Annotated in this window: 25 protein-coding genes; 11 read left to right on the top strand and 14 right to left on the bottom strand. The window is 34.0% G+C overall.

The features are described 5' to 3' along the window. Positions 1–32: 32 nt before the first annotated feature. The 4 genes from AB8B52_RS00460 to AB8B52_RS00445 form a co-directional block, all read right to left on the bottom strand. Positions 33–968 (bottom strand): CPBP family intramembrane glutamic endopeptidase, encoded by a 936-nt coding sequence (locus tag AB8B52_RS00460; RefSeq protein ID WP_406024137.1) that lies wholly within the window; start codon positions 966–968, stop codon positions 33–35. 2 nt (positions 969–970) lie between these two features. Then, positions 971–2,008 (bottom strand): o-succinylbenzoate synthase, encoded by a 1,038-nt coding sequence (locus tag AB8B52_RS00455; RefSeq protein ID WP_406024135.1) that lies wholly within the window; start codon positions 2,006–2,008, stop codon positions 971–973. A 122-nt stretch (positions 2,009–2,130) separates the two neighbouring features. After that, positions 2,131–2,880 (bottom strand): carbonic anhydrase family protein, encoded by a 750-nt coding sequence (locus tag AB8B52_RS00450; RefSeq protein ID WP_406024133.1) that lies wholly within the window; start codon positions 2,878–2,880, stop codon positions 2,131–2,133. Between the two features lie 31 nt (positions 2,881–2,911). Further along, positions 2,912–3,601: a DUF2490 domain-containing protein gene (locus AB8B52_RS00445; protein ID WP_406024131.1), complete on the bottom strand. Its 690-nt coding sequence runs from the start codon at positions 3,599–3,601 to the stop codon at positions 2,912–2,914. 255 nt (positions 3,602–3,856) lie between these two features. Between AB8B52_RS00445 and AB8B52_RS00440 the strand changes: the two genes are divergently transcribed. Further along, entirely contained in the window at positions 3,857–4,381 is a 525-nt protein-coding gene (locus AB8B52_RS00440; protein WP_406024129.1) for a GNAT family N-acetyltransferase, read from the top strand. A gap of 58 nt (positions 4,382–4,439) precedes the next feature. Here AB8B52_RS00440 and AB8B52_RS00435 read toward each other — a convergent pair whose 3' ends face one another. The 4 genes from AB8B52_RS00435 to AB8B52_RS00420 form a co-directional block, all read right to left on the bottom strand. Next, positions 4,440–5,171 carry an energy transducer TonB gene (locus AB8B52_RS00435; protein ID WP_406024128.1) on the bottom strand — a complete coding sequence of 244 codons (732 nt, stop codon included), beginning with the start codon at positions 5,169–5,171 and terminating at the stop codon, positions 4,440–4,442. Positions 5,172–5,265: 94 nt separating this feature from the next. Further along, the gene (locus tag AB8B52_RS00430; RefSeq protein ID WP_406024126.1) at positions 5,266–6,270 is read right to left on the bottom strand and encodes a sugar kinase; all 1,005 of its coding nucleotides are present in this window, start codon (positions 6,268–6,270) and stop codon (positions 5,266–5,268) included. Positions 6,271–6,381: 111 nt separating this feature from the next. Continuing rightward, the gene (locus tag AB8B52_RS00425; protein ID WP_406024124.1) at positions 6,382–8,532 is read right to left on the bottom strand and encodes a TonB-dependent receptor; all 2,151 of its coding nucleotides are present in this window, start codon (positions 8,530–8,532) and stop codon (positions 6,382–6,384) included. A 601-nt stretch (positions 8,533–9,133) separates the two neighbouring features. Further along, complete coding sequence (locus tag AB8B52_RS00420; RefSeq protein WP_406024122.1) at positions 9,134–9,601, bottom strand: hypothetical protein; 468 nt, start codon at positions 9,599–9,601, stop codon at positions 9,134–9,136. Positions 9,602–9,902: 301 nt separating this feature from the next. On the opposite strand from AB8B52_RS00420, the gene AB8B52_RS00415 reads away from it, so the two are divergent. Continuing rightward, on the top strand, positions 9,903–10,397 hold the full coding sequence (locus AB8B52_RS00415) for an RNA polymerase sigma factor (protein ID WP_406024120.1): 495 nt from the start codon (positions 9,903–9,905) through the stop codon (positions 10,395–10,397). Between the two features lie 4 nt (positions 10,398–10,401). After that, complete coding sequence (locus AB8B52_RS00410) at positions 10,402–11,034, top strand: hypothetical protein (protein ID WP_406024118.1); 633 nt, start codon at positions 10,402–10,404, stop codon at positions 11,032–11,034. A gap of 136 nt (positions 11,035–11,170) precedes the next feature. Here AB8B52_RS00410 and AB8B52_RS00405 read toward each other — a convergent pair whose 3' ends face one another. Both AB8B52_RS00405 and AB8B52_RS00400 read right to left on the bottom strand, forming a co-directional pair. Next, positions 11,171–11,971, bottom strand: coding sequence for a lysophospholipid acyltransferase family protein (locus AB8B52_RS00405; RefSeq protein ID WP_406024115.1), 801 nt, complete (start codon positions 11,969–11,971; stop codon positions 11,171–11,173). A 47-nt stretch (positions 11,972–12,018) separates the two neighbouring features. Beyond that, complete coding sequence (locus tag AB8B52_RS00400; protein ID WP_406024114.1) at positions 12,019–12,663, bottom strand: NUDIX hydrolase; 645 nt, start codon at positions 12,661–12,663, stop codon at positions 12,019–12,021. A gap of 2 nt (positions 12,664–12,665) precedes the next feature. Between AB8B52_RS00400 and AB8B52_RS00395 the strand changes: the two genes are divergently transcribed. From AB8B52_RS00395 to AB8B52_RS00385, 3 genes are all read left to right on the top strand, one after another. Further along, the gene (locus tag AB8B52_RS00395) at positions 12,666–13,367 is read left to right on the top strand and encodes a peptidylprolyl isomerase (RefSeq protein WP_406024112.1); all 702 of its coding nucleotides are present in this window, start codon (positions 12,666–12,668) and stop codon (positions 13,365–13,367) included. Between the two features lie 80 nt (positions 13,368–13,447). Further along, positions 13,448–14,167 carry a class I SAM-dependent methyltransferase gene (locus AB8B52_RS00390; RefSeq protein WP_406024110.1) on the top strand — a complete coding sequence of 240 codons (720 nt, stop codon included), beginning with the start codon at positions 13,448–13,450 and terminating at the stop codon, positions 14,165–14,167. 134 nt (positions 14,168–14,301) lie between these two features. Then, positions 14,302–14,892, top strand: a complete 591-nt coding sequence (locus AB8B52_RS00385) for an MCP four helix bundle domain-containing protein (RefSeq protein ID WP_406024108.1) — start codon at positions 14,302–14,304, stop codon at positions 14,890–14,892. On the opposite strand, the gene AB8B52_RS00380 is transcribed toward AB8B52_RS00385, so the two are convergent. The 4 genes from AB8B52_RS00380 to AB8B52_RS00365 all read right to left on the bottom strand — a co-directional run bounded on the left by AB8B52_RS00380 (position 14,876) and on the right by AB8B52_RS00365 (position 21,095). Next, positions 14,876–15,520: a hemolysin III family protein gene (locus tag AB8B52_RS00380; RefSeq protein ID WP_406024106.1), complete on the bottom strand. Its 645-nt coding sequence runs from the start codon at positions 15,518–15,520 to the stop codon at positions 14,876–14,878. The genes AB8B52_RS00385 and AB8B52_RS00380 overlap by 17 nt on opposite strands. A gap of 2 nt (positions 15,521–15,522) precedes the next feature. Then, complete coding sequence (locus tag AB8B52_RS00375; RefSeq protein ID WP_406024104.1) at positions 15,523–16,218, bottom strand: DUF4294 domain-containing protein; 696 nt, start codon at positions 16,216–16,218, stop codon at positions 15,523–15,525. Positions 16,219–16,533: 315 nt separating this feature from the next. Then, the gene (locus AB8B52_RS00370; RefSeq protein ID WP_406024102.1) at positions 16,534–20,193 is read right to left on the bottom strand and encodes a M1 family aminopeptidase; all 3,660 of its coding nucleotides are present in this window, start codon (positions 20,191–20,193) and stop codon (positions 16,534–16,536) included. A gap of 2 nt (positions 20,194–20,195) precedes the next feature. Further along, entirely contained in the window at positions 20,196–21,095 is a 900-nt protein-coding gene (locus tag AB8B52_RS00365; protein WP_406024100.1) for an ABC transporter ATP-binding protein, read from the bottom strand. Positions 21,096–21,221: 126 nt separating this feature from the next. Between AB8B52_RS00365 and AB8B52_RS00360 the strand changes: the two genes are divergently transcribed. The 5 genes from AB8B52_RS00360 (at position 21,222) to accC (ending at position 25,749) form a co-directional block, all read left to right on the top strand. Continuing rightward, positions 21,222–22,310 (top strand): M42 family metallopeptidase, encoded by a 1,089-nt coding sequence (locus AB8B52_RS00360; RefSeq protein WP_406024098.1) that lies wholly within the window; start codon positions 21,222–21,224, stop codon positions 22,308–22,310. 79 nt (positions 22,311–22,389) lie between these two features. Continuing rightward, on the top strand, positions 22,390–22,944 hold the full coding sequence (locus AB8B52_RS00355; protein ID WP_406024096.1) for an NUDIX domain-containing protein: 555 nt from the start codon (positions 22,390–22,392) through the stop codon (positions 22,942–22,944). Next, positions 22,944–23,630, top strand: coding sequence for a PrsW family intramembrane metalloprotease (locus AB8B52_RS00350; protein WP_406024095.1), 687 nt, complete (start codon positions 22,944–22,946; stop codon positions 23,628–23,630). The genes AB8B52_RS00355 and AB8B52_RS00350 overlap by 1 nt, the downstream gene beginning before the upstream one ends. A 74-nt stretch (positions 23,631–23,704) precedes the next feature. Continuing rightward, positions 23,705–24,184: an acetyl-CoA carboxylase biotin carboxyl carrier protein subunit gene (locus tag AB8B52_RS00345; RefSeq protein WP_406024093.1), complete on the top strand. Its 480-nt coding sequence runs from the start codon at positions 23,705–23,707 to the stop codon at positions 24,182–24,184. A gap of 125 nt (positions 24,185–24,309) precedes the next feature. Beyond that, positions 24,310–25,749: an acetyl-CoA carboxylase biotin carboxylase subunit gene (gene accC, locus AB8B52_RS00340; RefSeq protein WP_406024153.1), complete on the top strand. Its 1,440-nt coding sequence runs from the start codon at positions 24,310–24,312 to the stop codon at positions 25,747–25,749. Positions 25,750–25,800: the final 51 nt, after the last annotated feature.

Genomic DNA, 25,800 nt, shown 5'->3' with positions numbered 1-25,800 from the left:
ATAACTAAATAACTTTATACGTGTTCTACTTATTATTCAATTATTTTATAATCTTCTTTTGGTGGCGCTGTCACCTTTCCAAATAATTTATCTTTCCAGTTGGTCCATCCGTAAACCTTTGATAAAATCAATAGCATTATAGGATACACTATTAAAACAGGTAGTATAATTTCTGAAATAGTGCCAATCATGGGCTCAGACGTATCTTTAAAAATGGCGTCAGTTTGTAAGGCTGTCCAGTCTGCTGTCACTAACAATGAACCAATTAAGTTATTTCCTAAATGAAAACCTAATGCGAGTTCTAAACCTTCATCCATTAAGGTCATAATCCCTAATAGCAAACCTGTTCCGATATAAAAAATCATCATTTGCCAAAAACCGATAGCACCAACTTCTGGATTTGCACTATGTGCTATTCCGAATAAAATCGATGTAAAAATTAATGGAAACCACTTGTTTTTAACTAAAATTCCTATGTGTTGCATTAAATAGCCTCTAAACAGATATTCTTCTAAACCTATTTGAAACGGAAATAACAGGATACTTATAATGAACAGAATAGTGAATTTAACCGCATCAAATTGATACACGATTTCTGATGAATCTATATAATACATTAAGAAAAAGCCACCAACGGCATAGAAGGTTACCATTAAAAATGAAAATAGGATGCGTTTAAAATCTACTTTAGATCGTGTTGTGGTTAACGACAATATAGATCTTTGGTGCACAAATTTCACTAATATGAAGAGCAGGCCGAGCAGAAAGGCAAATGGTAAGAGGTTCATAACTAAAGATACATTTGCTGGTATCTGCTTCATTAAATCATAAGCCATATCCAAGTCTGCAGGATCTGCGACTAAGAAATAAATAAAATTACCAATAAATATACCAGCTACTAAAAACGTAGTTAAGATAAACATCCAGAGTTCGCGCTGTCCTTTGTAGGCTTGTTGAATATAATTCATACTTATATATTAAAATTCCAATTTTGGTTTATGTCGTATTGCAAAGTACCATTTTTTACAGTTAATGGCGATGGAAAATTGTTAGTAAATAAACTACCTGTACCTAAACCTTGTGGCATTTCACTTTTTAGTGTGTAGGTCCATTGTGCAATAGCATTTAAGCCAATATTACTTTCTAAGGCACTGGTAATCCACCAATTTATGTTTAGGTCTTCAGCCAAATCGATCCATCCTTTACTGCCTGCAAATCCTCCAACCAAACTTGGTTTTAAAATAATATATTGTGGTTTAATGGTTTGCAAGATTTGTGCTTTCTCTTCGGATTTAAAAACACCGATCAACTCTTCATCTAAAGCAATTGGCAAAGGTGTTTCTGCACAAAGTTGTGCCATAGCCTCAAATTGCTTAGGTTTTATGGGTTGTTCTATGGAATGTAATTGGTAGTCTGATAATTGTTTTAACTTTTCTAAAGCATCTTGTGGTGAAAATGCACCATTGGCATCCACACGTAATTCCATATCTGACACTGAAAATTCTTGACGAATTGATTTTAAAATATCCAATTCTGTTTGAAAATCTATAGCTCCAATTTTTAATTTAATACAATTGAAACCTGCTTCTATTTTTTCTTGAATTTGAGTGCGCATAAACGCTTCGCTTCCCATCCAAACCAATCCATTTATAGGAATTACATCCTTTCCGCTAGTAAAATCTGAAGGAAATAATTGAAACTGATCTTGACTTTCTAAAGATTTAAATGCCGTTTCTAAGCCAAACTGAATGCTTGGAAATTCTATTAACTCCGACAAGAGCTGATCTAATCCTAAATTTATATTTTGGCAAACCCATTTTAATTGGTCTTCATAATTTGAAACATCATCTACAGATAACCCTCTTAAAATGCCACACTCTCCAACTCCTGTTTTTCCTTTTTTGTCTAAAACCAAAAACCACGTTTCTTTCGTGGTCATAACACCTCGCGATGTGCCGCTTGGTCTATTAAAATTTAGAATATGTTGATGGTAACGTGCTTTTATCATAGTTACAAAAATAAAGATTCACTTGTTAAATTTATCCCATAATCTCTATAAAATAAGCGAAGGCATTAAATAAATTTAATGCCTTCGCCACTAACAACCAATCAATCAAAATTTATGAAAAATTACATAAACTTTACCTTACCTGTAGCCATGTCATAGACAGCAGCTACAATTTTAATTTTTCCTTCGTTCTCTAAGGATGCCATTTTAGGAGACGTTTCTCTAATATCTTTAACCGTTTGCATGGCATTATTACGAATAACACTATTGGTAAATTCAAGATTTTTTGAAGATACCTCTCCTGTGTTCTCAACACCTGCCATTGAAGGCTTTATTTCGTTTAATAAATTTTGAAGCGCATTCATATCCATAGAAGCCGCATCTGTATTATCAATGGCGTGTTTTACAGCACCACAAGCGGTGTGTCCCATAACAATAACCACTTTAGAACCTGCAACAGCCGTTGCAAATTCCATAGAACCAACGATGTCATCATTTTCTATATTTCCTGCGACACGTGCTACAAAAATATCTCCAATACCTAAATCGAATACATCTTCTACTGGCACTCTACTGTCTACACAAGATAATACAATAGCCTTTGGATACTGACCAATCATGGCTAAACGTCTTTGTTCGGAGTGATCGCGTTGCGTTAAATTATTACTTACAAAATTCTCGTTTCCTTTTTTCAATCTGCCAATAATTTCATCGGGCGACATATCAGCTTGTTCTTCGGCCGTTAGGATACTTTTTATTGGAGTTTGCTCAACTTCAGCAACTACATCATCAGCTGGTACAGCTTCTTTTTTAGTCTCTTCACAAGACATCATACCTAAAGCAATTACTACTAAACCTAATTTTTTTATCATTGTTTTCATATGTATTACTATTTACGTTATTTTAAAAGTTATGATGCATACTAAATTGTAATTGTCCTTTTCCCCAAGCCACTGTTTTTTGGTTCATCCAACCTAGCTGAAAGCGTATTTTAGGAGTTAAAACATAGCCCATGCCGAGATAGGTTCTGTTTCTATCAAATAATTCAACAGCTCTACCATCACCAATATCGGTTTGTCCGTTGATAAATAATTCATTGTAAAAAGCTGCATAAAATGCTTTAGGACTCAAATCTGTTTTGTTTAAAGGCACATTTAAAAATAAATTGTAACGGTAACGTGTTCTAAAATCTTGATTCTCTACAAAACGCTGCTCATATCTAAAACGATGTGTTAAGTAAAACCGTGATCCTAATTTTTGAGGAATTAAAGCCTCTTGATAGATACGATTTTCACCAGAAGTATCATCATTATCACCGAACTGACCTGTAGTGATATTAGCATAACCTAAGGTAAACATTACACCAGAATCTTTAGGAGTAAAAGTAAGACCAGAACGCAATAATAATTGTTCCATATCGCCAAGTCCTTGCCAATCTCTGTACTGAAAATCGCCTTGAACTCCCCATTGACTATCCTTGAATTGATGATTTAAAAAATACATGTACCATGCCCCTGTTTCAGATTCTTCTACCTGAGCAGATAAGCTAAACATTCCTAGTACAATAATCAAAACCGAAAGTCTTAATGTCATTTTTAGTTATTTTGAATGCAAATATAATAGTAATACTTTCATTATTACTAGTCTTACATTTAGTTTAACTAATAATTAACTAATTTCGTTGTAGCAAAAAAACCTAAACTTTTTAGCCTTAAATTGGTGTTTTTATCGTTAATTATCTGACCGTTATAGTAGTACTGAACCATTATAAAGCTTTAAACTTAAATTAACAAGAACGAAAATTAATTTATTAGAACATCTTTTTTAATCGATAACCAAAAACCACTCATGAATTTTAAACCCATAGAAACCAACCGTCTCATCTTAAGACCTGTTGAAGAAACAGATCTACACGATTTCTTTGAATTAGATTCTAATCCGAAAGTACACGTGTATCTCGGTAATAAGCCAGTGACAAGTCTTGAAGAATCTCAACTCATGATCGATGCCATTTTAGAGCAATATGAGACCAATGGTTTGGGACGTTTGGCAGTGATTGAAAAATCAACAACTGCATTTATAGGTTGGGCTGGAATAAAATTTGAGCAAAACCTAAGAAAAGAATTTAGTTATTACGATCTAGGTTACCGACTTAAAGAACAATTCTGGGGGAAAGGTTATGCCACAGAAGCAGCATTAGCATCTTTAGACTATGGCTTTACAGATTTAAAACTTGAAGAAATTGGTGCTGCTGCAGCTATAGACCATGTCGCATCGAATACAATTTTAAAACATATAGGCATGCAAGCTTCTGGCACTTTTACTTATGAAGGGGATTTGTGTAATTGGTACACACTAAAAAATTACAACTAAAAAAAGCCGAAATCTTTTTGAAGACATCGGCTCTATTAAAACTGGCTGTTAGTAGCGGTTATTGTTGTCGTAATTTAAAGTTGATTGGTATGCTATAAGGAACGCTTACGGATTTGTTACGTTGTTTACCAGGTTCCATTTTTGGTAACAAATTAATAATACGCTCGGCTTCGGTTTCTAAAAGTTGATCTGGCCCTCTACTCTTCACTTTTGTTACCACACCGTTGTTATCAATTTTAAAGAACACAAAGACTTTACCTTGTATATTTAAGTCGACAGCTGTTTCAGGATATCTAAAGTTTTTTTGCAAATGTTCTTGCATCTTTCGCTCAAAACAAGCTTTTAACTCTGCATTAGTCCCTTGGCAACCAGGAAATATTGGTACTTTTTCAATGACCGCAAAAGCCACTTCAATCTCTTCTTCAACCTCTACTACGGCGACATCTTCTATACCAATTTCACGATCATCTATAATATCGTCTTGTCCGATTTCGGTACTTTCAATAAGGCTTTCCTCCACATCAACCACATCTTCTACTATGGTTATTGTTTCTGTAATAATCTGTTTTTGTGCAGGAGGTGGTGGTGGCACAAAATCGATCGTTGTAATAGGAATGTCTTCATCAAATTGATCGTCTAACATTAAGATATCAACTTTTGTTGCTTGCGTGTCGTAAGTCTTATGTTCTAGTCCTAAATAAGTAAGGAGTAACATTACATTTAAGCCAACAGCAAAATATAAACTGCTGTTTCGACCTACATTGGCTCTTGGGTTTTTTTTAGTTTCCATGACGTTTAATTTTATGTTATAAAGTTAATCATCATAAAGCGTAAAAAATATGACATATGTCATGTTTACCTGAAAATCAATAATTTAAAGAACATTATCTTACAAAACGTCCAGAAATATTTCCATCTATAATGGAAATGACTTCATCTACATTGGTAAGGTTTACATCTCCTTCGTAAGTATGTTTTAATGCACATGCTGCACTTGCAAATAGCATGGCTTTATAATCGTCGTATTGTTGTAACCCATAGATTAAACCAGCTGCAAAAGCATCACCTGTGCCAATTCTATCAACAATATGGGTAATATCTAAGTCTTGGGTTTCTCTAAACTCTGATCCGTTCCACATCCTTGCTCTAATTTGGTGCCAAGATGAATTCTTGGACGTTCTAATTTTATCAAATACTTTTTCTATAGAAGGAAAGGTATCCATAATGCGCTGGCTAGCTTCTATAAAATCTTCATTCGAGTAACTAAAGTCCGTTCCTAATACTTCATTTATCTCATTGATACCACCAATAAAAATTGTAGATAAATGCAACAACTCTATTAAAGCCGTTTTTGGGTCTTGTCCATATTGCCATAAACCACTTCTATAAGTTGGATCCGCAGAAACGGTTAAACCTTTTTCTCTAGCAAGAACTAAGCCCTCTTTTAGCGTATCAAAAGCACCTTTTGTTAATGCTGGTGTAATTCCAGTCCAATGCATCCAACTTCCTTTTCTCAAGGCTTTTTCCCAATCTACCATTGCTGGTACAATTTCAGAAAATGATGAATGCGATCTATTATATGATATTTTACTTGGTCGCATCACTGCTTCTACTTCTAAAAAATACACACCCAAAGGACGCTTAGAGCGCACAATTGAAGAGGTACTAACTCCAAATTTTCTAATGTAAGATAAGGCTGTGTCTCCAATAAAATCATCTGAAACAGCACTGATATGCTTTACCTTTCCTCCAAAATTTGCTATAGATATACCGACGTTTAATTCGGTACCACCAAAATAAAACTCAACCATATTAGATTGCATAAATTTCTTATTCCCTCTTGGTGAAATGCGCATTAATACTTCTCCGAATGTGATGACCTGATTCATAATAAATCTTTTAACTTTATGCTTTAAAGTTAATTAATTATTAGATTGAATTTCTATTGATTAAGAAATTGCTCGAAAAATTATGCTATTACCAAATCAACGGTTGAAAAATTATAAATTATCTAATTGATTGTCCGTTCCTTTCTCACTTAGCGTCCAAAAGAATCCTACAAAAAAGAATTGATCTGCTGCAGGAGTTAAAGCTTGTCTGCTAAAATTTCCACTAGCATCTGGAGTGTTGGCGTATTGATAGCCATTAATGTTTCTAAAACCCAATACATTATTTACAGAGAAGTAAAGTATTTTTTGCTGATCGAGCAAATAGGCCCAATTTAAACTGATATTATTAAATGATTTGGTACGCTCACTTAACAAAAGGCCTGTATTTGGATTGGTATAAGGACGACCAGATGAAAATCCGTAATCCATACCAACCTGACTTTTTAAACCTTCGATCCAATATTTACAAACAATAGATAAATTATGATTGCTAGCATAATTAGGCTGCGCTGCGCTATCAAAATTACGATAGTTGCGTTCGGTATCTAAATAAGAATAGCTTAACCAATAATCTAAATTTTTTACGCTTGTATTATCGCGCCAGAATAAATCTAAGCCTTGTGCATATCCATTTCCTGTGGATGAAAAGTTAGTAGCGAAGTTTTCAAATTCACCATCAAACTTTACCAAATTATCATAATCTTTTCGGTAGGCTTCTGCTCTAAATATTTTTCCATCATTAACGTACTGATAGTTTAAAATGTAATGTGATGTTTTTCGGGATTGTAAATTTTGTTCAAACTTTAAAATATTACTATTTGGATTCTGAAAAAAGTTACCATAGGCTAAAGAAAACTGTCCATTTTTAGAGACTTTATAGGCTAAAGCTGCTCTAGGTGCAATATCAGTACTATTAAATATAGAGCCGTGATCGGCACGCACACCAGCTTTTAAGGCTAATTTTTTAGAAAAAATAAGATCTGCTTCCGCAAAACCTGCAGTGATATTATTATCAAATCCGTAAGTAACATCTATAACTCCATCGTTAAAATTCTCTTTAAACTTGGTTGTAAATTGTTCAGCTCCAAAACTTAATTTAAAATGACTGTTAAAGCGCTTTTTCAACTTTATTTTAGCATGAACAGAGTTTTCAGTATCAGTAATTTTATTAATATCAATACCTGTTTTATTTTTAGCATAAGTATAACTCAAACCTGAAGATAAGGTCCAATTATTACCAAAAACACCTTTATATGATGTATTGAAATACAGATTATTATTGTTTAGGCTAAGATCGATACCATTTTCAAAATTAATATTCTCTTGGTTCAATTCAAAAGACGAGGTATCGAAAGCCGCATAAAATTTTAAAAGACCATTATCTAATTTTTGTCTAAAAACGGTTTCTCCTTGAGCCGTTTCAAAAGGCTTTTTCCACTCATTTCTGTCTTCAAAAATAGCCAAATAAGGTGCTAAATTAATGTATGATGCATTAACACTTAGTGAAGAGTTCTCCCATTTTTGAGTATTGCCTAAACTTGCGCCAAGACTTAAAATACCGATATCTGTTTTTTCTTGATCTGGTTCGTTAATCGTATTTAAAAGTAGTACACTAGAAAGTGCTTGCCCAAATTCAGACGAGTAACCACCTGTGGAAAACGTAATACCATCGAATAAAAATGGTGAATACCTACCACGCGTTGGAATATTATTAGTGGTAGGCGTATATGGTGTAAACACACGAATACCATCGATGAAAATTTGTGTTTCGTCTGCGTTACCACCACGTACAAATAAACGTCCGTCTTCATTAACGTTAGACGTGCCTGGTAAGGTTTGTAAGGCTCCCACAAAATCACCTAGTGCACTTGCTGTTGTGACCACATCTAAAGGTTTTAAAACAGACACCTTACTATTATCATTAGCTTCAAAAGTACCTGCACTCAAAACTACGGCATCTAAAGATTCCACATCTTCACGTAAGTTAATCGTCATATTATTCAATTTTGAAACATCTTCCATAATTTGTTTTGTTTCAAAAGACATAAACGAAATGATTAAGGTTTGTGCTCCTTTTTCAGTTGTAGTGAAAGAGAATTTACCATTATCATCTGACGTGGCTCCATCATAAGTACCGTTTAAATATACGTTGGCACCTATGATCGGTTGATTTCTTTTATCGAGAACTTTACCAGAAATAATGGTCTGTGCAAACGTCAGTGTGAAAAGAAATAAAAAAATAAATGTGAATACATGTTTCATTTTTGATTGATAATAAAAGTTTGAATTTGATTGATTGGTACAAACTTGAACCATTTTTAAGCCAACACGAATTCTATTTTTCCGAACTGTAAAATTTTAGAGATGAATTGAATATATTTGGTTTAAGCTCTAGTTGGGTTGAGCATTGATTTTTTTGTAAATTCGATTTTTAGAGTGTTACAAATTGAGCTTAAAACAAAAAGTTCAATTATTACCTTTAGTTTTAATACCAACCAAATAGGTTAACAAAACTCTTGCTTTATCACGTTAGGGACTTTATATAGGTAAAAAATATCTTTTACTGAAATCAAGTGTGCCTTTAAGTACACCATATGTTGTACCTAAAGGCACAATGCCAAACGCTAATTTTATTGTTCTACCAATAGGTTGTCCTTAACAGGACATATTTAGTAAAAATAAAGTTGATTGTAATAATAAAATAAGGCTCTCGTATATTTACATATGGGCATCTTACTTGACTTACATTTCAACTTTTAGTATGGTACTGCAAATAGTTTGTTTAAGCCAAAATACCTATCTATTTTAAACAAGAAAACCGCTAAAAAGCGGTTTTCTGTAATTATAAAATTGATGTGAAGGTTTATTCACAAAGTGGTAACTCAAATCTACCTTCAATGGCGTTATTTGTAAAACTGTCTATGGCGCGTACTTTACCAACAACTAAATCATCTGTAATTGAAATGATTTCAACAGTAATATCACTAGAAAAACTTATAAACGAATCTGCCTCAGCATCAGTAAAAGTCGCATACGTATTCACTGTGTGAACACCTACCGTATTTGGAGAAGTTACTACGATTGGAAAACCAGAAAAACCTAATGTTTCGCAACCTAGAGCTTCTTCTGTCATCCAAAATCTAAAACTTGGTACATCAAAAAAGTCTGTCGCTTGTACTTTACCTCCACCAATAGTAAAATCTGAGCCATATACTGTTCCAGAAGCTAGACTGTTAGTAATTTCATTAGAAGGTAGTGTTATTTCATCAGAATCATCTAAACAAGACACTGCAAAAAAGGCCGCCAAAACTAAAATAAAAATTTTTTTCATTTAAAAAATATAAAAGCCACGATGGGCTATGGTTAATAATGGCGGCAAAAATAAACGATTAAAACTAAAAACATCATTTAAAAACTATATTCTCAAATGTTCTAAAATTATACGTTCTGTTCAAAAGCAAAATCCCTGACTTTATAAAACCCACAGGAACTATTAAATGTATTAAGATCAAAAAAACTTAGTACCATTACCAATAATTAATAGACAAAAAAAAATAATATGTATTTGTTGTATAAATTTGTAACAAAACAGATCCGTTTACTACTAACATTATAACTAACTAATTTATTAATTGAACAAAAAACTAGAACATAGTTTCGTAGAACAGTTGCAAAAGCATCAAAACATTGTGCATAAAGTGTGTCGTTTATACACTAACAATGCCGATGCTCATAACGACTTGTTTCAAGAAATCACCATACAATTATGGCGAGCATTCCCTAAGTTTAGAGGTGAAGCAAAGTTTAGTACTTGGATGTATCGCGTAGGCTTAAATACCGCTATTACCTTATATAGAAAATCTAAAAGGCGCATCAATACACAAGCTTTTGATACCGTTCAATTTAAAATTAAAGCAGAGGATTATGACGATACGGAAGAGCAACAACTGAAACTATTATACCAAGCGGTGCACCAACTCAATGATATTGAAAAAGCCTTGGTCTTCTTGTATTTAGAAGACAAAGATTATAGAGAAATAAGTGCGACTTTAGGTATTACCGAAGTTAATGCACGAGTGAAGATGAACCGTGTGAAAAAGAAATTAAAAACCATATTAAATCCGTAAGATTATGGATGAATTAGAATTATTAAAAAAAGATTGGCAGAAAACCGACAATCAATTTGCATCGTTTTCAGATAGTGATATCTATAAAATGAGTCATAAAAAATCATCTACCATTGTTAAAACCTTGTTTTACATCAGTATGGCAGAATTGGTGTTTTGGATCTTAATTAACTTTTTGCCCTTTGTGCTTTCAGACCAAATGAAATCTGAACTCGGAAATATTAGTCAGAGTTGGATTTATATTGGATTGAACAGTCTCAGCCTTGGAGTCACTATATTTTTCATCTTTTTACTCTTTAAGGCGCAAAAAGCCATCACAGTAACAGATGATGTAAAAAAACTTATGGAAAGCATTTTAAAGACACGCAAAATAGTGAAATATTACGTGCTTTATATTTTATTTACAGGTGTTATAAGTATTCCTATTTCACTCTATTTTAGTATTAACGAGCATCCTGAAATTTCAGAAATGTTAAACACAGCATCAAATACCCAATTAGCAGTGATGCTTTTAATTGTTATTGTGGCATCAGCAGCGTTTATATTTCTATTTTGGTTATTCTACCGATTAATTTATGGTATTTTAATTAAGCGATTGACGGCAAATTATGATGAATTGAAGAAGCTGGAGGTGTAAAAGCTTGCAGTTAAATAGTGATAACTTAAAAGTTGCCTTTATTTATTATAGCCTAAATATGTACGAGAGAATGAGTTTCATTTTTAATTGATTTCTTAAGGATTCTAATATTTATTAATGAATACAAATAAAACACTTACATATCACGTAATTCCTTATTAAATCGCTCCTTTTCTTCAAGTTCTTTTTGAGGAATTACTTTTAAAAACGATGGATGCTGCTCTATAGCATACTCTATTTTTTCAACAATGTCGGCAATCGATTCATTTTCGTAATCGATTTTTAAAGGTTCTTTTATTTCAAAAGATTGAAATATATTTTTCTTTTTAATTCTCAGTCCTTTTTTATCAAATGAACGTCGAAATCCATCAATAACAATGGGTACGACGATGGGTTGGTATTTTTTTATGATGTGTGCCGTTCCTTTTCTAATCGGTTTAAAAGGTGTTGTAGTGCCTTGAGGAAATGTGATCACCCAACCGTCACCCAAAGCGGTTTTTATCATGGTGATATCACTCATTTTAACTTGGCGATTTACATCTTTTCCTTCGGCACGCCAGGTTCGTTCTATACTTATAGACCCTGTGTAAGCAAATACCTTTGGAAGAAAACCAGATTTCATCGTTTCCTTTGCCGCTACGTAGTACATGTTTAACTTCGGATTCCATAGGTAACCCACATTTTTAATACTATCTAAACGACCACTTAAACTGGCATTAAAGACATGAAACATGGCAATAACATCAGCAAAATAAGTTTGATGATTAGAAATGAACAATACATTGGTATCTGGAAGATTTTTAATAATATCAGAACCTTCTATCTGTAAATCATTAAAGCCTCTAAAACGTCTGTGTGTAAAAACACCTAAAAGTCTAATCAGCCATTTTTTAACCCAAAGTATATGACCGAAAGGATTTCTTTTGAATAATCCCATAGTTAATTTTAAAAGTTAGTCGTTTACAAATATATTAATAAGATGCACTATAAAACCTGTTTTAGCACGTCTTTTATTTCTCCCAACATCATGGCTGTAGCACCCCAAACCTTATGGCCGTTTAATTGAAAAGCAGGAACGTCCACTTCAACATTAAAAGACGTTGGTACTCTTGTAGTTATGCTATTTGTATCGTCTAGAAAATCCTTTAGCTTTACTTCTATTATGGCTTCTACTTCGTCGTCTTGCTTTGTAAATTTTATAGGATGTTTTGCAATGCCAAAAAAAGGATGTACCATAAAATTACTTGGCGGAATGTATATTGGTGACATGGTTTTTACAACCTCATAAGCTGATTTTGACACACCTACTTCCTCTTCTGTTTCTCTAATGGCTGTAACCATTAAATCATTAGCGTCTTCGTCTTCATATTTTCCACCAGGAAATCCTACTTGCGCAGAATGCACTCCTTTATATGTTTTTCGCAGAATCAACACTAAATACGTTTCATCATTATGATTGGGATAAAACAGCGCCATAACTGCGGCTTTTCGTGCTGTTTGCGATTTCTCTTTCATCTTCTTAGCCAAATCTAATCGATATGGAGGAGACATTTTAGCATGAGAGTCTTCGCCAGAAAGCGTGATATGTTTTATTTTTACTACCGATTCTAAAAACGTACTAAATTGCATTTATGAGATTTCTATTCGTATTTACTGTGAGTGTTGGATTGTTACTTCTGAGTTGTGAAGATAAGCAAAGTTCAAAAAAAACGAATACAACAGTTGCAAAAGATTCTACGATTGCTAAAACCAAAGCTACCTCGCAAACAAAAAGAGCCTATCCAAAACTTACGGACGACAATGCCATGGAATTCTTTTTAGAATACGAAAAAGAGCACAAAGAAAATAAAGTTCGTATCGTTACTGACTTTGGGAATATTGATATTTTACTTTATGATAAAACTAAATTTCACCGCGCCAATTTCATCTATCTCACCAAACGAAACTATTTTGATTATACCCAATTCTACAGAGTCGTCCCAAATTTTGTGATTCAAGGCGGCAGTAGCGATGGCATGGATATTTACAAAAGACGTCGCCAAATTGGTCGTTATTTGCTTCCGCCAGATACCAAACGTGGTTATACGCACAAACGTGGTGCAGTTTCCATGCCAAGTAGTGAAATTGAAAATGCTTATAAATTAGCAAGTCCGTATCAGTTTTTTATTGTTCAGAAACCAGATGGCGCGTATCATTTAGATGGTGAATATACCGTTTTTGGGGAAGTCATTTCTGGAATGGATGTGGTTGATGAAATTTCGAAAGTAGAAACCGATGATGGAGAATGGCCCATAAAAAATGTATTTATTAAGACGGTAGAATTGATAGAGTAGTTAGCACACTGCTTAACTTAAAACGGAATGAAATAGATACTAGATGCTAAGAAACCTTGAAACAAATAATTAAAAACTACATGAAACACATTACAAAACTCTTAATAATTCTGTCGCTCGTTGCTTTACCAACAGGCTCATTTGGACAAGACACATCAAAAGACGAAAAGTACACGTTCAAAAAAGGAGATCCTAATGGTATTGGCAAATGGTACATGGGTCGCGAAATTGCGCATGTGATGGGATTTCAAGGTATGAGCTGGTTAGAACGTCCTGAGCTTGAAGCCGAAGAAAACACGTCCAAACTTATTAAAAACATGAATATTCAACCAGAAGACACCATTGCAGATATTGGTGCAGGATCTGGATATCATGTCTTTAAAATGGCTAAAATTGCGAACCAAGGGTTTGTTTTTGCTGTAGATATTCAAGAAGAAATGTTAGAAGCTATTACTGAGAATTCAGATGACGAGTCTCGCAAAAATATTAGTACCGTTTTAGGCACTGAAAAAACCGTAAACCTTCCTGAAAATTCCGTTGACAAAATACTGATGGTAGATGTGTATCATGAATTTAATTATCCTTACGAAATGCTCTTGTCTATTAAAGAAGCTCTGCGAGAAGATGGTGAAATTTATTTAATTGAGTATCGTGCTGAAGATGCTACTGTGCCCATTAAAAAAGTACACAAAATGAGCGAAAGCCAAGCTGTTAAAGAAATGAAAGCCGTTGGATTTAAATTAAAAGAGAATATTTCAAATCTACCTTGGCAGCATTGTATGGTTTTTATTCGTGAATAAAATTTTAAACCTTAACTCCATAATTCTTGTTATAAATCTTTCTTTTTAATAGTACCAATTCTTAAAGCATCTGTTAAATATTAGTAAAAATCATAGATTTAAAGTATTTTCGATCACCTAATTAAACGAAAAATATGGGCAATAAATTATCTCTCAACAACCGCGTTAAAATTGGCTTTTCATTTGCAATTGTATTCTTACTCGTTTTAGCCACAAATAGAATAGACAAAAAACGCTTCACCACCATCAGTGAATCTTTAACGTCAGTTTATGAAGATCGTTTGGTTGCTAAAGGTCATTTATATAAATTAAATAATATATTTCACGATCAAGAAAAGGGCTTACTTGCAGATACCCTTAGTTATAAAGCAGAATCTTATCATAATGAAGTAGATGATCTTATTATAAGTTTTAAATCTACTAAATTAACACGTGGTGAAAAGACGTCGTTGGATAATTTTGAGAACCATTTTAACGAATTAAAAATCTTTGAAAACTCAATGATGCAATTAAATTCTAAAGAAATGCGCGCAAAACTACAAATGCAGCTTAAAAGAATTCAAAAAGATTTAGACGACTTAGCGCTAATACAATTACAAGAAGGCGAAAGTATGACGAACTTTGCCAATAGCTCTTTAAAAACATCGGCAACGATGTCTAAAATAGAAATTGGAGTTATCATTCTAATCGGAATTATAGTACAATTTATTATTTTTTACAAATAGGTTGAATAACGTGAAGGTAGATCATGAAGAAGTGACACATCGCTCCTGCAAGTACAAATAAATGCCAAATAACGTGGTTATAAGGTATTTTTTGAATGCTATAAAAAACGATACCAACGGTATAGAACAAACCTCCAGCAAATAACCATAAGACTCCGTCTGTACCTAATGCGTTGGATGCGTTTGAAAAATCGAGAACAATCAACCAACCCATTACCAAATACAAGAGTGTTGAAAATATTTCGAATTTTCCAGTGAAAAAGAGTTTTAAAATCACACCAAAGACTGCAATTCCCCAAACCGACCAAAACAACTCCCAACCCAAGCTATTTGTCAGTAAAATTAATAATACAGGAGTATAAGTCCCTGCAATTAACAGATAAATACTAACGTGATCCACAATTCTGAAATAGTGTTTGCGCTTCTCTCCTTCTACAGCATGATAGAATGTTGACGCAAAAAATAAAATAATAATTGAAAGTCCATAAACCACAACACTAAACAGACTCCAAGGTGTAGAATCATCTACTTTAAATATTAGTAATACTAAGGCAATTATTCCTAAAAGTGCTCCAAAGCCGTGTGTTAAGGTATTAAGCTGTTCTTCTCGTTTGGTTTGAATGCGCATAATTAACTTTTGGTCTTAGTATCAATTACTTTTTTAGATTTAGACCATTTGTTTGCACAGGCGTAAAAATCGATATCAAACGCTGGTTGTTGGCGTTCTAAATATTGATTTCGGAAGGCACGTTGCAAGATATCTTCTATTAAATAATCTTCTTCATCTTCCATTGGGTTGAACTCACGTTTTAAAGAAATATCAAAGACACTTGCTGTGCTATTAAACCAAAAGGCACGCCAACCACTGCGTAATTCTTTAATAAGATCGAACGTTGTTTTACCAGTTTGTCTATGAATGAGTTTTACTAAAATCTGACCTTCGGTTTTAGTTAACTTCTTTAACTCAGCAGAAAACTCTTCTTCAATATAATTCTGAATAATTTTTGCATACCGCTTTTTTTCGCGCTTACGTTTTAATTCGTCTAGGCGTTTTTGTAAAGCTTCCAATCGTTCAGCGGCAAGTTTAGCATAAGGGTATACTTTTAATGTTTTTCGTCTTAAAATGATATAACGTCTTCGGGCTTCGCGATCCGTGAATTTAAGATTTGGTAATACCAAAACTTCGTCTAATTCTACCGAAGTTACAGGAATAGAGTCGCCTTCAATGTACATATAATGCACTTCCGTCGAGTCTTGTTTCACAGGGTTTTCTTGCGCACTTAAGACTCCTGAAAAAAATAATAGTATGTAGGCGATGTACTTCATGAATCTGTGCAGTGCTAAAACCGTTCCAAAGTTGAATTTTAAGACCTTTCAAAATTAGTAATAATTCAAATGTATAACCTTAAATTCTTATTAATATTGCTTAAAAAGACTTAAGATCACTTCGCTATTAGAATCACGAACGATGACCTCATTTTAAGTCACCAATAATACGTTGCCATCAAAATGTAAAAACACCCAAACGTATCAGCTAAATTTGCTGAAGAATTTCCATTTTAGCAAAATAATAGTGCAAAAATAAAGACCCTTCAAATTGTATCATCTGAAAGGTCTTTCTTGTCATAATTTAAAATCCATCTACAAACGCTGACGATTATCACCAGAATTTCTATCAATTAGCTTATTGTAAGGATCTACACCAACGTCCTTTGGTTTCTCATCTACAATAATTGTAATCTTATTATCAATGGCTGTAATTTTATGTTTCTTTAAGTACAGTTCTTTCTCTTTCATTTTACCATCTACTTCATGTTCTGCAAAAATACCGATATCTATATAATCTTGAAGTGGCAATGACAATATAGGTTTCTTCTTCCCTTCTGGTAGGTATGAAATTGAATCACGACCAACTTCAGAAAAGTGTTGCTTCCCTTTTTCGTCATTTCGGTATTTACTGACTTCAAATTCAATATCTATCTGAAACTTGCCGTTGTCTAATGCGGTTGATTTTACATCTTTCACTTTATTGTCATACAACGTAATCGTTTCAAACATATCTTTAATGACATATTGCAGACTGTCTGGAGTCACGGCTTTAATATCGTCTACAAATTCAGCTGCCACTGGATAAGGTGCACCCTTAAATTGATACTTCTCCGCAAACCGTTTTATAACATTATTAAATTTCTTTTCACCTAAATAATCGCTCATTGCATATAAAACGAGAGACCCTTTTTGGTAATGTATGTATTGTTGATTTTCGTTATACATTAATGGATTTTCTTTTATTTGCTCAACAGTTCTTCCTAAAAGATAACCATCCATAGCATCTTTAAGGAATTTACGCATCTGCTGTTTTCCATTGGTTTTTTCTAGTACTTTGAGTGAACTATATTCTGATAAACTTTCAGAAAGTAATGTAGCACCTTTAGCTTTTGCACCTATAACTTGATGCGCCCACCATTGATGTGCTAATTCATGTGCTGTTATACTAAATGGGTAATCGACAGCGTCATCATCTTCATCATCTACATCTGCAATAAATCCTATGGCCTCACTAAACGGAATGGTATTTGGAAATGCTTGTGCAAATCCGCCACCTGTTCTAGGGAATTCAATAATACGTGCTTGCCTATGCTGATAAGGTGTATAATTGTCGTTGTAATAATCTAGCCCTTCCTTTAAGCCATTCATCATACGATCCACGTTATAATGATGATCTGGATGGTAATAGATTTCTAGCTTTACTCCATCGTGCTCATCACGTTTCACTTTATAACGACCGCTTAAAAACGCATAGAAATTTAAGATTTTAGAATCCATTTTGTACTTAAAATATTTTCGTCCATCGTCTTCCCATTCTTTAATAAGATATCCTGGAGCAATCGCTATCTGATCGCTAGAGGTACTTACTGTGGCTTCAAAATCTATCCAATCACTGTTTCCGCCTATGTAATTATTTTCTCTAGCACCAGGAGCGTTTTGATCTGGCCATATATCTTTTGCTGGTAAATCATATTTTTTACGCACTTGAGGGTTGCGCAATTCGCCTTGATCGTTGTAACCAATAGATGGAAAAATAGAGTTATTTATAAACGTTCCATTATCTACAACAGGAGAATTATTATCAAGAAACGCATTAGGCCTATTATTTGTAGTAAACGTCATAATAAGCGTATCTCCAGGTTGCAAAGGTGTTTTAAATTTATACATACGATAATCATAGTCTTCATGATCGTAAACAATTTCGGTCGTACGATTTAGTTCAATGGTTGTAGGTCGATCAGGATAGTTAACATGTAACGTATCTATAACCACATCGGTTTGATTTATAAGTGTGTAAGTTGCACCAGCTTTAAAATCTCGTGTCTTTGGAAATATATCCATAAATGTATTAACAGCTACCAATCGAGGCTGAGGCACTTTATGAAATTTACTGAGTTCTTTTTCATAATTAACCACAAGTTCTTCTTGTTCTTTGCCTGTTGTGCGCTCATTATCTATGTTGTTGACTTTCCATATATATCCGCCAATAGCAAAGAAACCTAATAAGCAAACGGTTACTGCACCAATTAATGGCTTTGTAAACCGCTGCTTTGCATAAGCAAGGCGTTCTTTTACATTAGAGCCCATACCACGACGATAAAATACAATGGCTAAAACAAATAGAGCGATACCAAATAGAATCCAATATAAACGATAGGTAAAGTAAGCTGGTAAACCACTGCCATAACCATTCATATCACTAGGACTAGGTGAACCTGCTCCTTGATTAAATATAAATTGACTTTGCTCAACACCTATAGCTTCTAATAAAGGCGGTATTCCTAAAGCTAAGACCAATAAGGTAATTAAGCCTAACCATCGATTTTTAATAAGTGTATGAATTAATAAAGACATTAATATCCATGGAAGAAAATCCCAAATATTAACCATATATAAATCAAATAGATACAGTGGTAATTCGAATTCAAAATAACCATTATAAGCCTGAATGATTATGCCGCTTAAAATAACTATCAATAATAACGCAGCCACCATTACAAATATGGCTACAAATTTAGAAAACAGTAACACCCAATTTCTAGTTGCTGTTGTATCTACCAACTGATTTGTATGAGCTGATTTAGCTCTATTCATAATCAATCCTGTGTAGAGATATATTAATAAGTACGCAAATGTGCTAAAAATACCACCTGCAAATTGGAGCATCACCCAAGTTTTAGGTAATATATCTGTTCCGTATTGCTGACCTGTAATTAACATTGTCAGTAATGAAAAGGCAAAAGCTACCGATGCAATTATGATAAATGGCCATCCTTTGACGATATAAGCAATATCAGACTTGGCAAGTATAAAAGCGGTTTTAAGTTGGCCTAAAAAAGAGAAGTTTTGCGTCCCTTCGGGCATAACAACTTTCTGTATAGTTCCAAAATTCCTTTTGGTGACACGTTGCGCTTTTGCTTTTACCAAGGAAATGGTTGTAGGATTTTGAGAAAATTTAAACTTGAATAATACGCTCACAAATACAAGAAGCGCAAGACCTAACCATATAAGACGGTTGTACAACAATGTTCCTGTAACTGGAATGAGTTGCGTACTTTGCTCTTCTGGCGTCCAATATCTAATTTGATTATAAGTTGCACTATCACCTGTAGGTTCCAACAACTCTACCCAATAGGTATCATCCATAGTTGATAGACTCGATTGTGCTGCAAATTGAAGAATGATCATAACCAAAACAAACATAAAACCTATGTTTATATTTCGAAAAAAAGCAGTAATAGCAAAAACGATTGCTCCGTAAAAGAACACATTAGGAATAACATAAACTAAGAACGGCTGTAAATAATTCATAATTTTAAACGGCCCAACCAAATCTGCATTTGCACCTGGCAAATAGAAACCTAAAGTAATACCAATAGCACTTGCTATAATTACAAGCAATGTAATCGTCATGCCTGCACTAAATTTTGCCAATAAATAACTGACTTTAGTTAGTGGATATGAGTAAAGTACGTAATGCGTATTATTCTTAAAATCACGCTGTATCGTACCACCAATAATGGTAGGTATTAGTAAATATGTAAATATGGCAAAAAGGCCCAGTAACCCATAAATACCTACAGCACTATTCAGTTTTATGGCACTAGTTACCGTAACATTATCACTATCAAAAACACCAACTGCAAGCGCAGACAATCCTATTGATAACAAAATCATAATACCAGCGTATATATAAAAAGCAGGTTTCTTAAACCATGTTTTTATTTCGTGTAAATATATTGTTGAAAACATAATTAAGCGATTTCTGATTGAGCGACAAATTCGTCATTACTTAAGGTTGTAAAGTACACATCTTCTAGTGTTGGTTTCACTTTTTCAAAGGCAGCACCAGGAGACCCTTCTGAATACACACGCACATTCAGCATATTGTCTTCGTTATAGTTAGAAGAAATAACATTGTAAGTATCTTGCATTTGTTCAATGGCTTCACGCGCAACAGTAGTCATCCATATCTTATCCGTTAAAGCTGCCGTCATCTGTTTTGGCGTGGCTTGAGCGAGTATTCGACCTCCATTTAATATCGCCATATCTGTACATAATTCTTTTACATCATCTACGATATGCGTTGAAAAAATGACAATGTGATTTGTTCCTATTTCTCTTAATACGTTTAGAAAACGATGACGTTCTGCTGGATCTAATCCTGCCGTTGGCTCATCAACAATGATTAATTTCGGATTGTTTAATAACAACTGAGCAATTCCAAAACGTTGCTTCATTCCACCAGAATATCCAGCAACGTGTTTATTACGGACGCTACTCAAATTTGTTACCTCAAGTGCTTTATCTACTAAATCATTTCGTTCTTGTTTATTGGTAATTCCTTTTAAACTTGCAAAGTAATGTAGTAAATCATTGGCACTCATTTTAGGGTAAACACCAAACTCTTGCGGCAAATAACCTAACACCTTTCTAAGAGCCATTTTATCTTCTAAAACATTAATATCGCCAAACACTATCGATCCTGAATCTGGACTTTGCAAAGTGGCAATCGTCCGCATTAAAGACGATTTCCCAGCTCCATTCGGACCTAAGAGTCCAAACATACCTGTTCCAATTTCAAGATTAAGGTTATCAATGGCCTTAACTCCATTTTTATACGTTTTAGTAAGATCGGTTATAACTAGCTTCATTATAGTGCGTTTAAGATTATAGTTGTATGAGTGTAAAAATAGACCATTTTGTTACAAAAATATTTCAAAAGCGACTAAAAGCTAAGGAAATCCTATTATTTTTACAGAAACACAAAATAAGTATTTATGGCTCCTAAAAGTATTCTCAATAAAAAATCACTTGCTTTTCTCGAAAAATATTTAAATAATGCCTCGCCTACGGGTTACGAATGGGAAGGTCAAAAAATCTGGATGGATTATTTAAAACCCTACGCAGATGAATTCATTACAGACACTTACGGTTCAGCCGTTGCTGTAATTAACCCGAAAGCAAAATATAGAGTCGTTATTGAAGGGCATGCTGATGAAATTTCTTGGTATGTCAATTATATTTCGGATAATGGTTTGCTTTATGTCATTAGAAACGGAGGAAGCGATCACCAAATTGCACCAAGTAAAATTGTAAATATTCATACTAAAAAAGGCATTGTAAAAGGTGTTTTCGGTTGGCCAGCCATCCATACCAGAAGTAAAGCTAAAGAGCAAGCGCCAAAACCAGATAATATCTGTATTGATATTGGAGCGAAAGATAAAGCTGAAGTTGAAAAAATGGGAGTTCATGTCGGTTGTGTCATTACCTATCCAGATGAATTTCATATTCTAAATAAAGACAAATTTGTCTGCAGAGCTTTAGACAACAGAATGGGTGGGTTTATGATTGCCGAAGTAGCACGTTTACTCAAAGAAAATAAGAAAACCTTACCGTTTGGACTTTACATTACCAATTCCGTACAAGAAGAAATAGGTTTGCGTGGAGCTGAAATGATTACACAAACCATTAAACCAAATGTGGCTATTGTTACAGATGTAACGCACGATACTACTACTCCAATGATTGAGCAAAAAACACAAGGTTATGCAGAAATCGGAAAAGGTCCTGTTATCGCTTATGCACCAGCCGTTCAACAAAAATTAAGAGATTTAATTACAGATACAGCAGACGAAAAGAAAATACCGTTTCAACGTGCCGCCTTATCTCGTGCTACTGGTACAGATACAGATGCGTTTGCCTACAGCAATGGAGGTGTCGCTTCGGCCTTAATCTCTTTGCCATTGCGTTATATGCACACTACTGTAGAAATGGTACATAGAGATGATGTTGAAAATGTAATTAAGTTGATTTATGAAACTTTACTTAAGATTGAAGACGGAGAGACGTTTAGTTACTTCAAATAACTCGCTAAGCGAGATTTAGCAAAACAATAATTTTAAAGACCTCAAAGGTGTCCAAAACCCTTGAGGTCTTCTTATAACTATGGACGAACTTCTAGACATTGTTACCAATAAAGGCAAACCAACAGGCACAACAGCCCTAAAATCCATAGCACATGCCAAAGGCTTATATCACAACACTATTCACTTATGGCTATTTACAGCTAAAGGTGAAATTCTTCTACAACAACGCTCGCACAAAAAACTGATTTACCCTTTACTTTGGGATGTTTCAGTCGCAGGCCATATTGATGCTGGAGAAACGTTTATTGAAGCGGCTTTGCGAGAAACAAAAGAAGAAATAGGCTTACAACTCAAGCCAGAAAAGCTTCAACATATTGGTGTGTTTCTGCATGAATCGAGTTATGGTAATGGAAAAATTCAAGATAATGAATTTCATCAGGTTTTTATTGGTGAATTGAACGTTGCTCTGCAAGATTTAGTGCCACAGGAAGACGAAGTTGAAGCTCTGAAATTGGTAAGTTTTGAAGAATTTGAAACCCTATTATCGCACAGTGAAACCAATCAGCATTTTATAGCGAGCAATGCAAATTATTATGAATTTGTACTCAAAGCAATAAAAGAAACCACCTTATAATGAATTTACTCTTACTCGCAATTGCGCCAGTTCTCAGTATCATCTTATATATTTATGTACAAGACAAACACGAAAAAGAACCCAGAAGCTTATTACTTTATAGTTTTCTTTCAGGAGCAATCGTCAGTGTTATTATCGTATTTATATTATACTTTTTTACAGGACGATTAATTCCCATCACTGATCAGTTTAGTATTTGGCAGCAATTCATTCAGGCCTTTGTCGTCGTCGCTTTAGCTGAAGAGTTTAGTAAATACATTATTGTTAAATACTATGCACAACCAAAAAAAGAATTCAACGAACCTTACGATGGTATTATCTATGCTGTAATGGTATCTATGGGTTTTGCCTGCACCGAGAACATTATGTATGTGCTTGATGGTGGTTACAATGTTGCCATTGCTAGAGCGTTTACCGCAGTGCCTGCTCATGCTACTTTTGGTATATTAATGGGTTACTATATGGGAAAAGCAAAATTCTCTAAAAATAGAGTACTATTGAATTTTTCAGGATTAGGATTGGCCATTCTATTTCACGGAGCTTATGATTTTTTCTTATTTATCAGCTTTATTCCTGGTATCACCATAGGTGCTTTTGTTTCTTTAATCATTGGTATCGTTCTATCTAAAAAAGCGATTAAAAAACACCAAGACGATTCAAACTTTAAAACTTTAGAAGATTCTTAAAATAAGCTGATTATTTTTATATTTTATTTGATGATTTAGTTTTAAATTAGCAATTAGATAATAATCCTTAGTTTATGTACAAAATAAAAGTCAATAGTTCTCATAGTTTCGATATTTCAAAAGACACTTTAGAGTCTCTAGATGCCATAGAAACCACAACAGATAATTATCATATTCTTCAAGATAACAGGTCTATAAAGGCTAAAATTTTACAATCAGATTTCAACAGAAAGTCGTATGCCGTAAAGGTGAACAATAACGTCTATGACGTTTCTATCCATGATGATTTAGACCAACAAATTGAAGCCCTTGGCTTTGAAATTGGTGCTTCAAAACAAGTCAACGATATTAAAGCACCAATGCCTGGTTTAATTTTAGAAATTAGCGTCAACGAAGGTCAAGAGGTAAAAGAAAATGACCCTTTACTGATTTTGGAGGCCATGAAAATGGAAAATGTCATTAATTCACCACGAGATGGTGTTATTACATCTATCAGTGTGAAACAAGGAGAAACCGTTGATAAAAATGCGATGTTAATAGAATTTGAAGCCTAATGTTATACTGCAAAGTTTTATGGTGACTGAGCGAAGTCGAAGTCAAAACCTTGTAGATATTGTAAGTTTAATTAAAAGATATTCCGTGTTATATGGAATAGATACTGAAACAAGTTCAGCATAAAATTAAAAAAATACTAGTAGCAAATAGAGGAGAAATTGCCATCAGAGTGATGCGAACCGCAAAGAAAATGGGCATCAAAACGGTCGCTGTATTTTCTGAAGTCGATAGAAATGCATTGCATGTAAAATACGCAGATGAAGCGGTTTGTATTGGACCTGCACCTTCAAATGAATCGTATTTACGAGGTGATAAAATTATAGAAGTCGCCAAAAATCTTAACGTTGACGGCATTCATCCAGGTTATGGTTTTCTGAGTGAAAATGCTGATTTTGCAGAATTGTGCGAAAAAAATAATATCCTCTTTATTGGACCACGCTCACATGCCATTAAAGTTATGGGAAGCAAATTAGCGGCAAAGGATACGGTTAAAGATTACAATATACCAATGGTTCCTGGCACAGATGAAGCCATAACTGATATTCCTGAAGCTAAGAAAATTGCTAAGGATATTGGCTTTCCTATTCTAATTAAAGCTTCTGCTGGAGGTGGTGGAAAAGGCATGCGGATTGTAGAAAATGAAGCCGAATTTGAATCGCAAATGAATAGAGCCATCAGTGAAGCTACATCAGCTTTTGGAGACGGTTCTGTCTTTATTGAAAAATATGTAGGTTCGCCACGTCATATCGAAATACAAATCATGGCTGATATGCATGGCAATTTATTACATTTTTTTGAACGTGAATGTTCTGTACAACGTCGTCATCAAAAAGTAGTTGAAGAAGCTCCTTCTGCGGTTTTAACTCCTGAATTACGAGAAGAAATGGGACAAGCAGCAATCAACGTAGCACGTTCTTGTGATTATATTGGTGCTGGTACTGTTGAATTTCTATTAGACGAAAACCTAAATTTCTACTTCCTAGAAATGAATACCAGATTACAAGTAGAACATCCTGTTTCGGAATGGATTGCAGGTGTTGATTTGGTAGAACTTCAGATTAAAGTCGCTAGAGGTGAAAAACTAGATATTAAACAGGAAGACTTAAAAATCAAAGGTCATGCTCTAGAACTCAGAGTCTATGCAGAAGATCCCATGAACAATTTCTTACCAAGCGTGGGAAATTTAGAAGTTTATAAATTACCAGAAGGTGAAAACATTAGAGTGGATAACGGCTTTGAGGAAGGTATGGATATTCCCATTTATTACGATCCAATGCTTTCAAAATTAATCACTTATGGTGAAACACGTGAAGAAGCTATTGAATTGATGATTAAAGCCATTGATAATTATCATATTAAAGGTGTAGAAACCACATTACCATTTGGACGGTTTGTTTGCGAACATGAAGCCTTTAGAAGTGGCAACTTCGATACCCATTTTGTAAAAAAGTACTACTCACCTAGCCTTTTAGAAGCACAACACAAATTAGAAGCAGAAATTGCTGCGAAAATTGCATTGAAAAAATATTTAGAAGAACAGAAATTATTACGAGTACCAAATTAGTTTTCAGTCGCAGTCTCAGTTTTCAGAGTTTCAAATGAACTGACAACTAAA

Source organism: Winogradskyella sp., assembly GCF_045105575.1.
GTDB lineage: Bacteria > Bacteroidota > Bacteroidia > Flavobacteriales > Flavobacteriaceae > Winogradskyella.
The sequence above is the reverse complement of the archived record's forward strand: the minus strand, read 5'-3'. Positions and strand labels throughout refer to the sequence as shown.

Coding starts and splice junctions, on each gene's coding strand:
- AB8B52_RS00460 (WP_406024137.1), bottom strand. CDS start 968: ATGAATTATATTCAACAAGCCTACAAAGGACAGCGCGAACTCTGGATG.
- AB8B52_RS00455 (WP_406024135.1), bottom strand. CDS start 2,008: ATGATAAAAGCACGTTACCATCAACATATTCTAAATTTTAATAGACCA.
- AB8B52_RS00450 (WP_406024133.1), bottom strand. CDS start 2,880: ATGATAAAAAAATTAGGTTTAGTAGTAATTGCTTTAGGTATGATGTCT.
- AB8B52_RS00445 (WP_406024131.1), bottom strand. CDS start 3,601: ATGACATTAAGACTTTCGGTTTTGATTATTGTACTAGGAATGTTTAGC.
- AB8B52_RS00440 (WP_406024129.1), top strand. CDS start 3,857: ATGAATTTTAAACCCATAGAAACCAACCGTCTCATCTTAAGACCTGTT.
- AB8B52_RS00435 (WP_406024128.1), bottom strand. CDS start 5,171: ATGGAAACTAAAAAAAACCCAAGAGCCAATGTAGGTCGAAACAGCAGT.
- AB8B52_RS00430 (WP_406024126.1), bottom strand. CDS start 6,270: ATGAATCAGGTCATCACATTCGGAGAAGTATTAATGCGCATTTCACCA.
- AB8B52_RS00425 (WP_406024124.1), bottom strand. CDS start 8,532: ATGAAACATGTATTCACATTTATTTTTTTATTTCTTTTCACACTGACG.
- AB8B52_RS00420 (WP_406024122.1), bottom strand. CDS start 9,601: ATGAAAAAAATTTTTATTTTAGTTTTGGCGGCCTTTTTTGCAGTGTCT.
- AB8B52_RS00410 (WP_406024118.1), top strand. CDS start 10,402: ATGGATGAATTAGAATTATTAAAAAAAGATTGGCAGAAAACCGACAAT.
- AB8B52_RS00405 (WP_406024115.1), bottom strand. CDS start 11,971: ATGGGATTATTCAAAAGAAATCCTTTCGGTCATATACTTTGGGTTAAA.
- AB8B52_RS00400 (WP_406024114.1), bottom strand. CDS start 12,663: ATGCAATTTAGTACGTTTTTAGAATCGGTAGTAAAAATAAAACATATC.
- AB8B52_RS00395 (WP_406024112.1), top strand. CDS start 12,666: ATGAGATTTCTATTCGTATTTACTGTGAGTGTTGGATTGTTACTTCTG.
- AB8B52_RS00390 (WP_406024110.1), top strand. CDS start 13,448: ATGAAACACATTACAAAACTCTTAATAATTCTGTCGCTCGTTGCTTTA.
- AB8B52_RS00385 (WP_406024108.1), top strand. CDS start 14,302: ATGGGCAATAAATTATCTCTCAACAACCGCGTTAAAATTGGCTTTTCA.
- AB8B52_RS00380 (WP_406024106.1), bottom strand. CDS start 15,520: ATGCGCATTCAAACCAAACGAGAAGAACAGCTTAATACCTTAACACAC.
- AB8B52_RS00375 (WP_406024104.1), bottom strand. CDS start 16,218: ATGAAGTACATCGCCTACATACTATTATTTTTTTCAGGAGTCTTAAGT.
- AB8B52_RS00370 (WP_406024102.1), bottom strand. CDS start 20,193: ATGTTTTCAACAATATATTTACACGAAATAAAAACATGGTTTAAGAAA.
- AB8B52_RS00365 (WP_406024100.1), bottom strand. CDS start 21,095: ATGAAGCTAGTTATAACCGATCTTACTAAAACGTATAAAAATGGAGTT.
- AB8B52_RS00360 (WP_406024098.1), top strand. CDS start 21,222: ATGGCTCCTAAAAGTATTCTCAATAAAAAATCACTTGCTTTTCTCGAA.
- AB8B52_RS00355 (WP_406024096.1), top strand. CDS start 22,390: ATGGACGAACTTCTAGACATTGTTACCAATAAAGGCAAACCAACAGGC.
- AB8B52_RS00350 (WP_406024095.1), top strand. CDS start 22,944: ATGAATTTACTCTTACTCGCAATTGCGCCAGTTCTCAGTATCATCTTA.
- AB8B52_RS00345 (WP_406024093.1), top strand. CDS start 23,705: ATGTACAAAATAAAAGTCAATAGTTCTCATAGTTTCGATATTTCAAAA.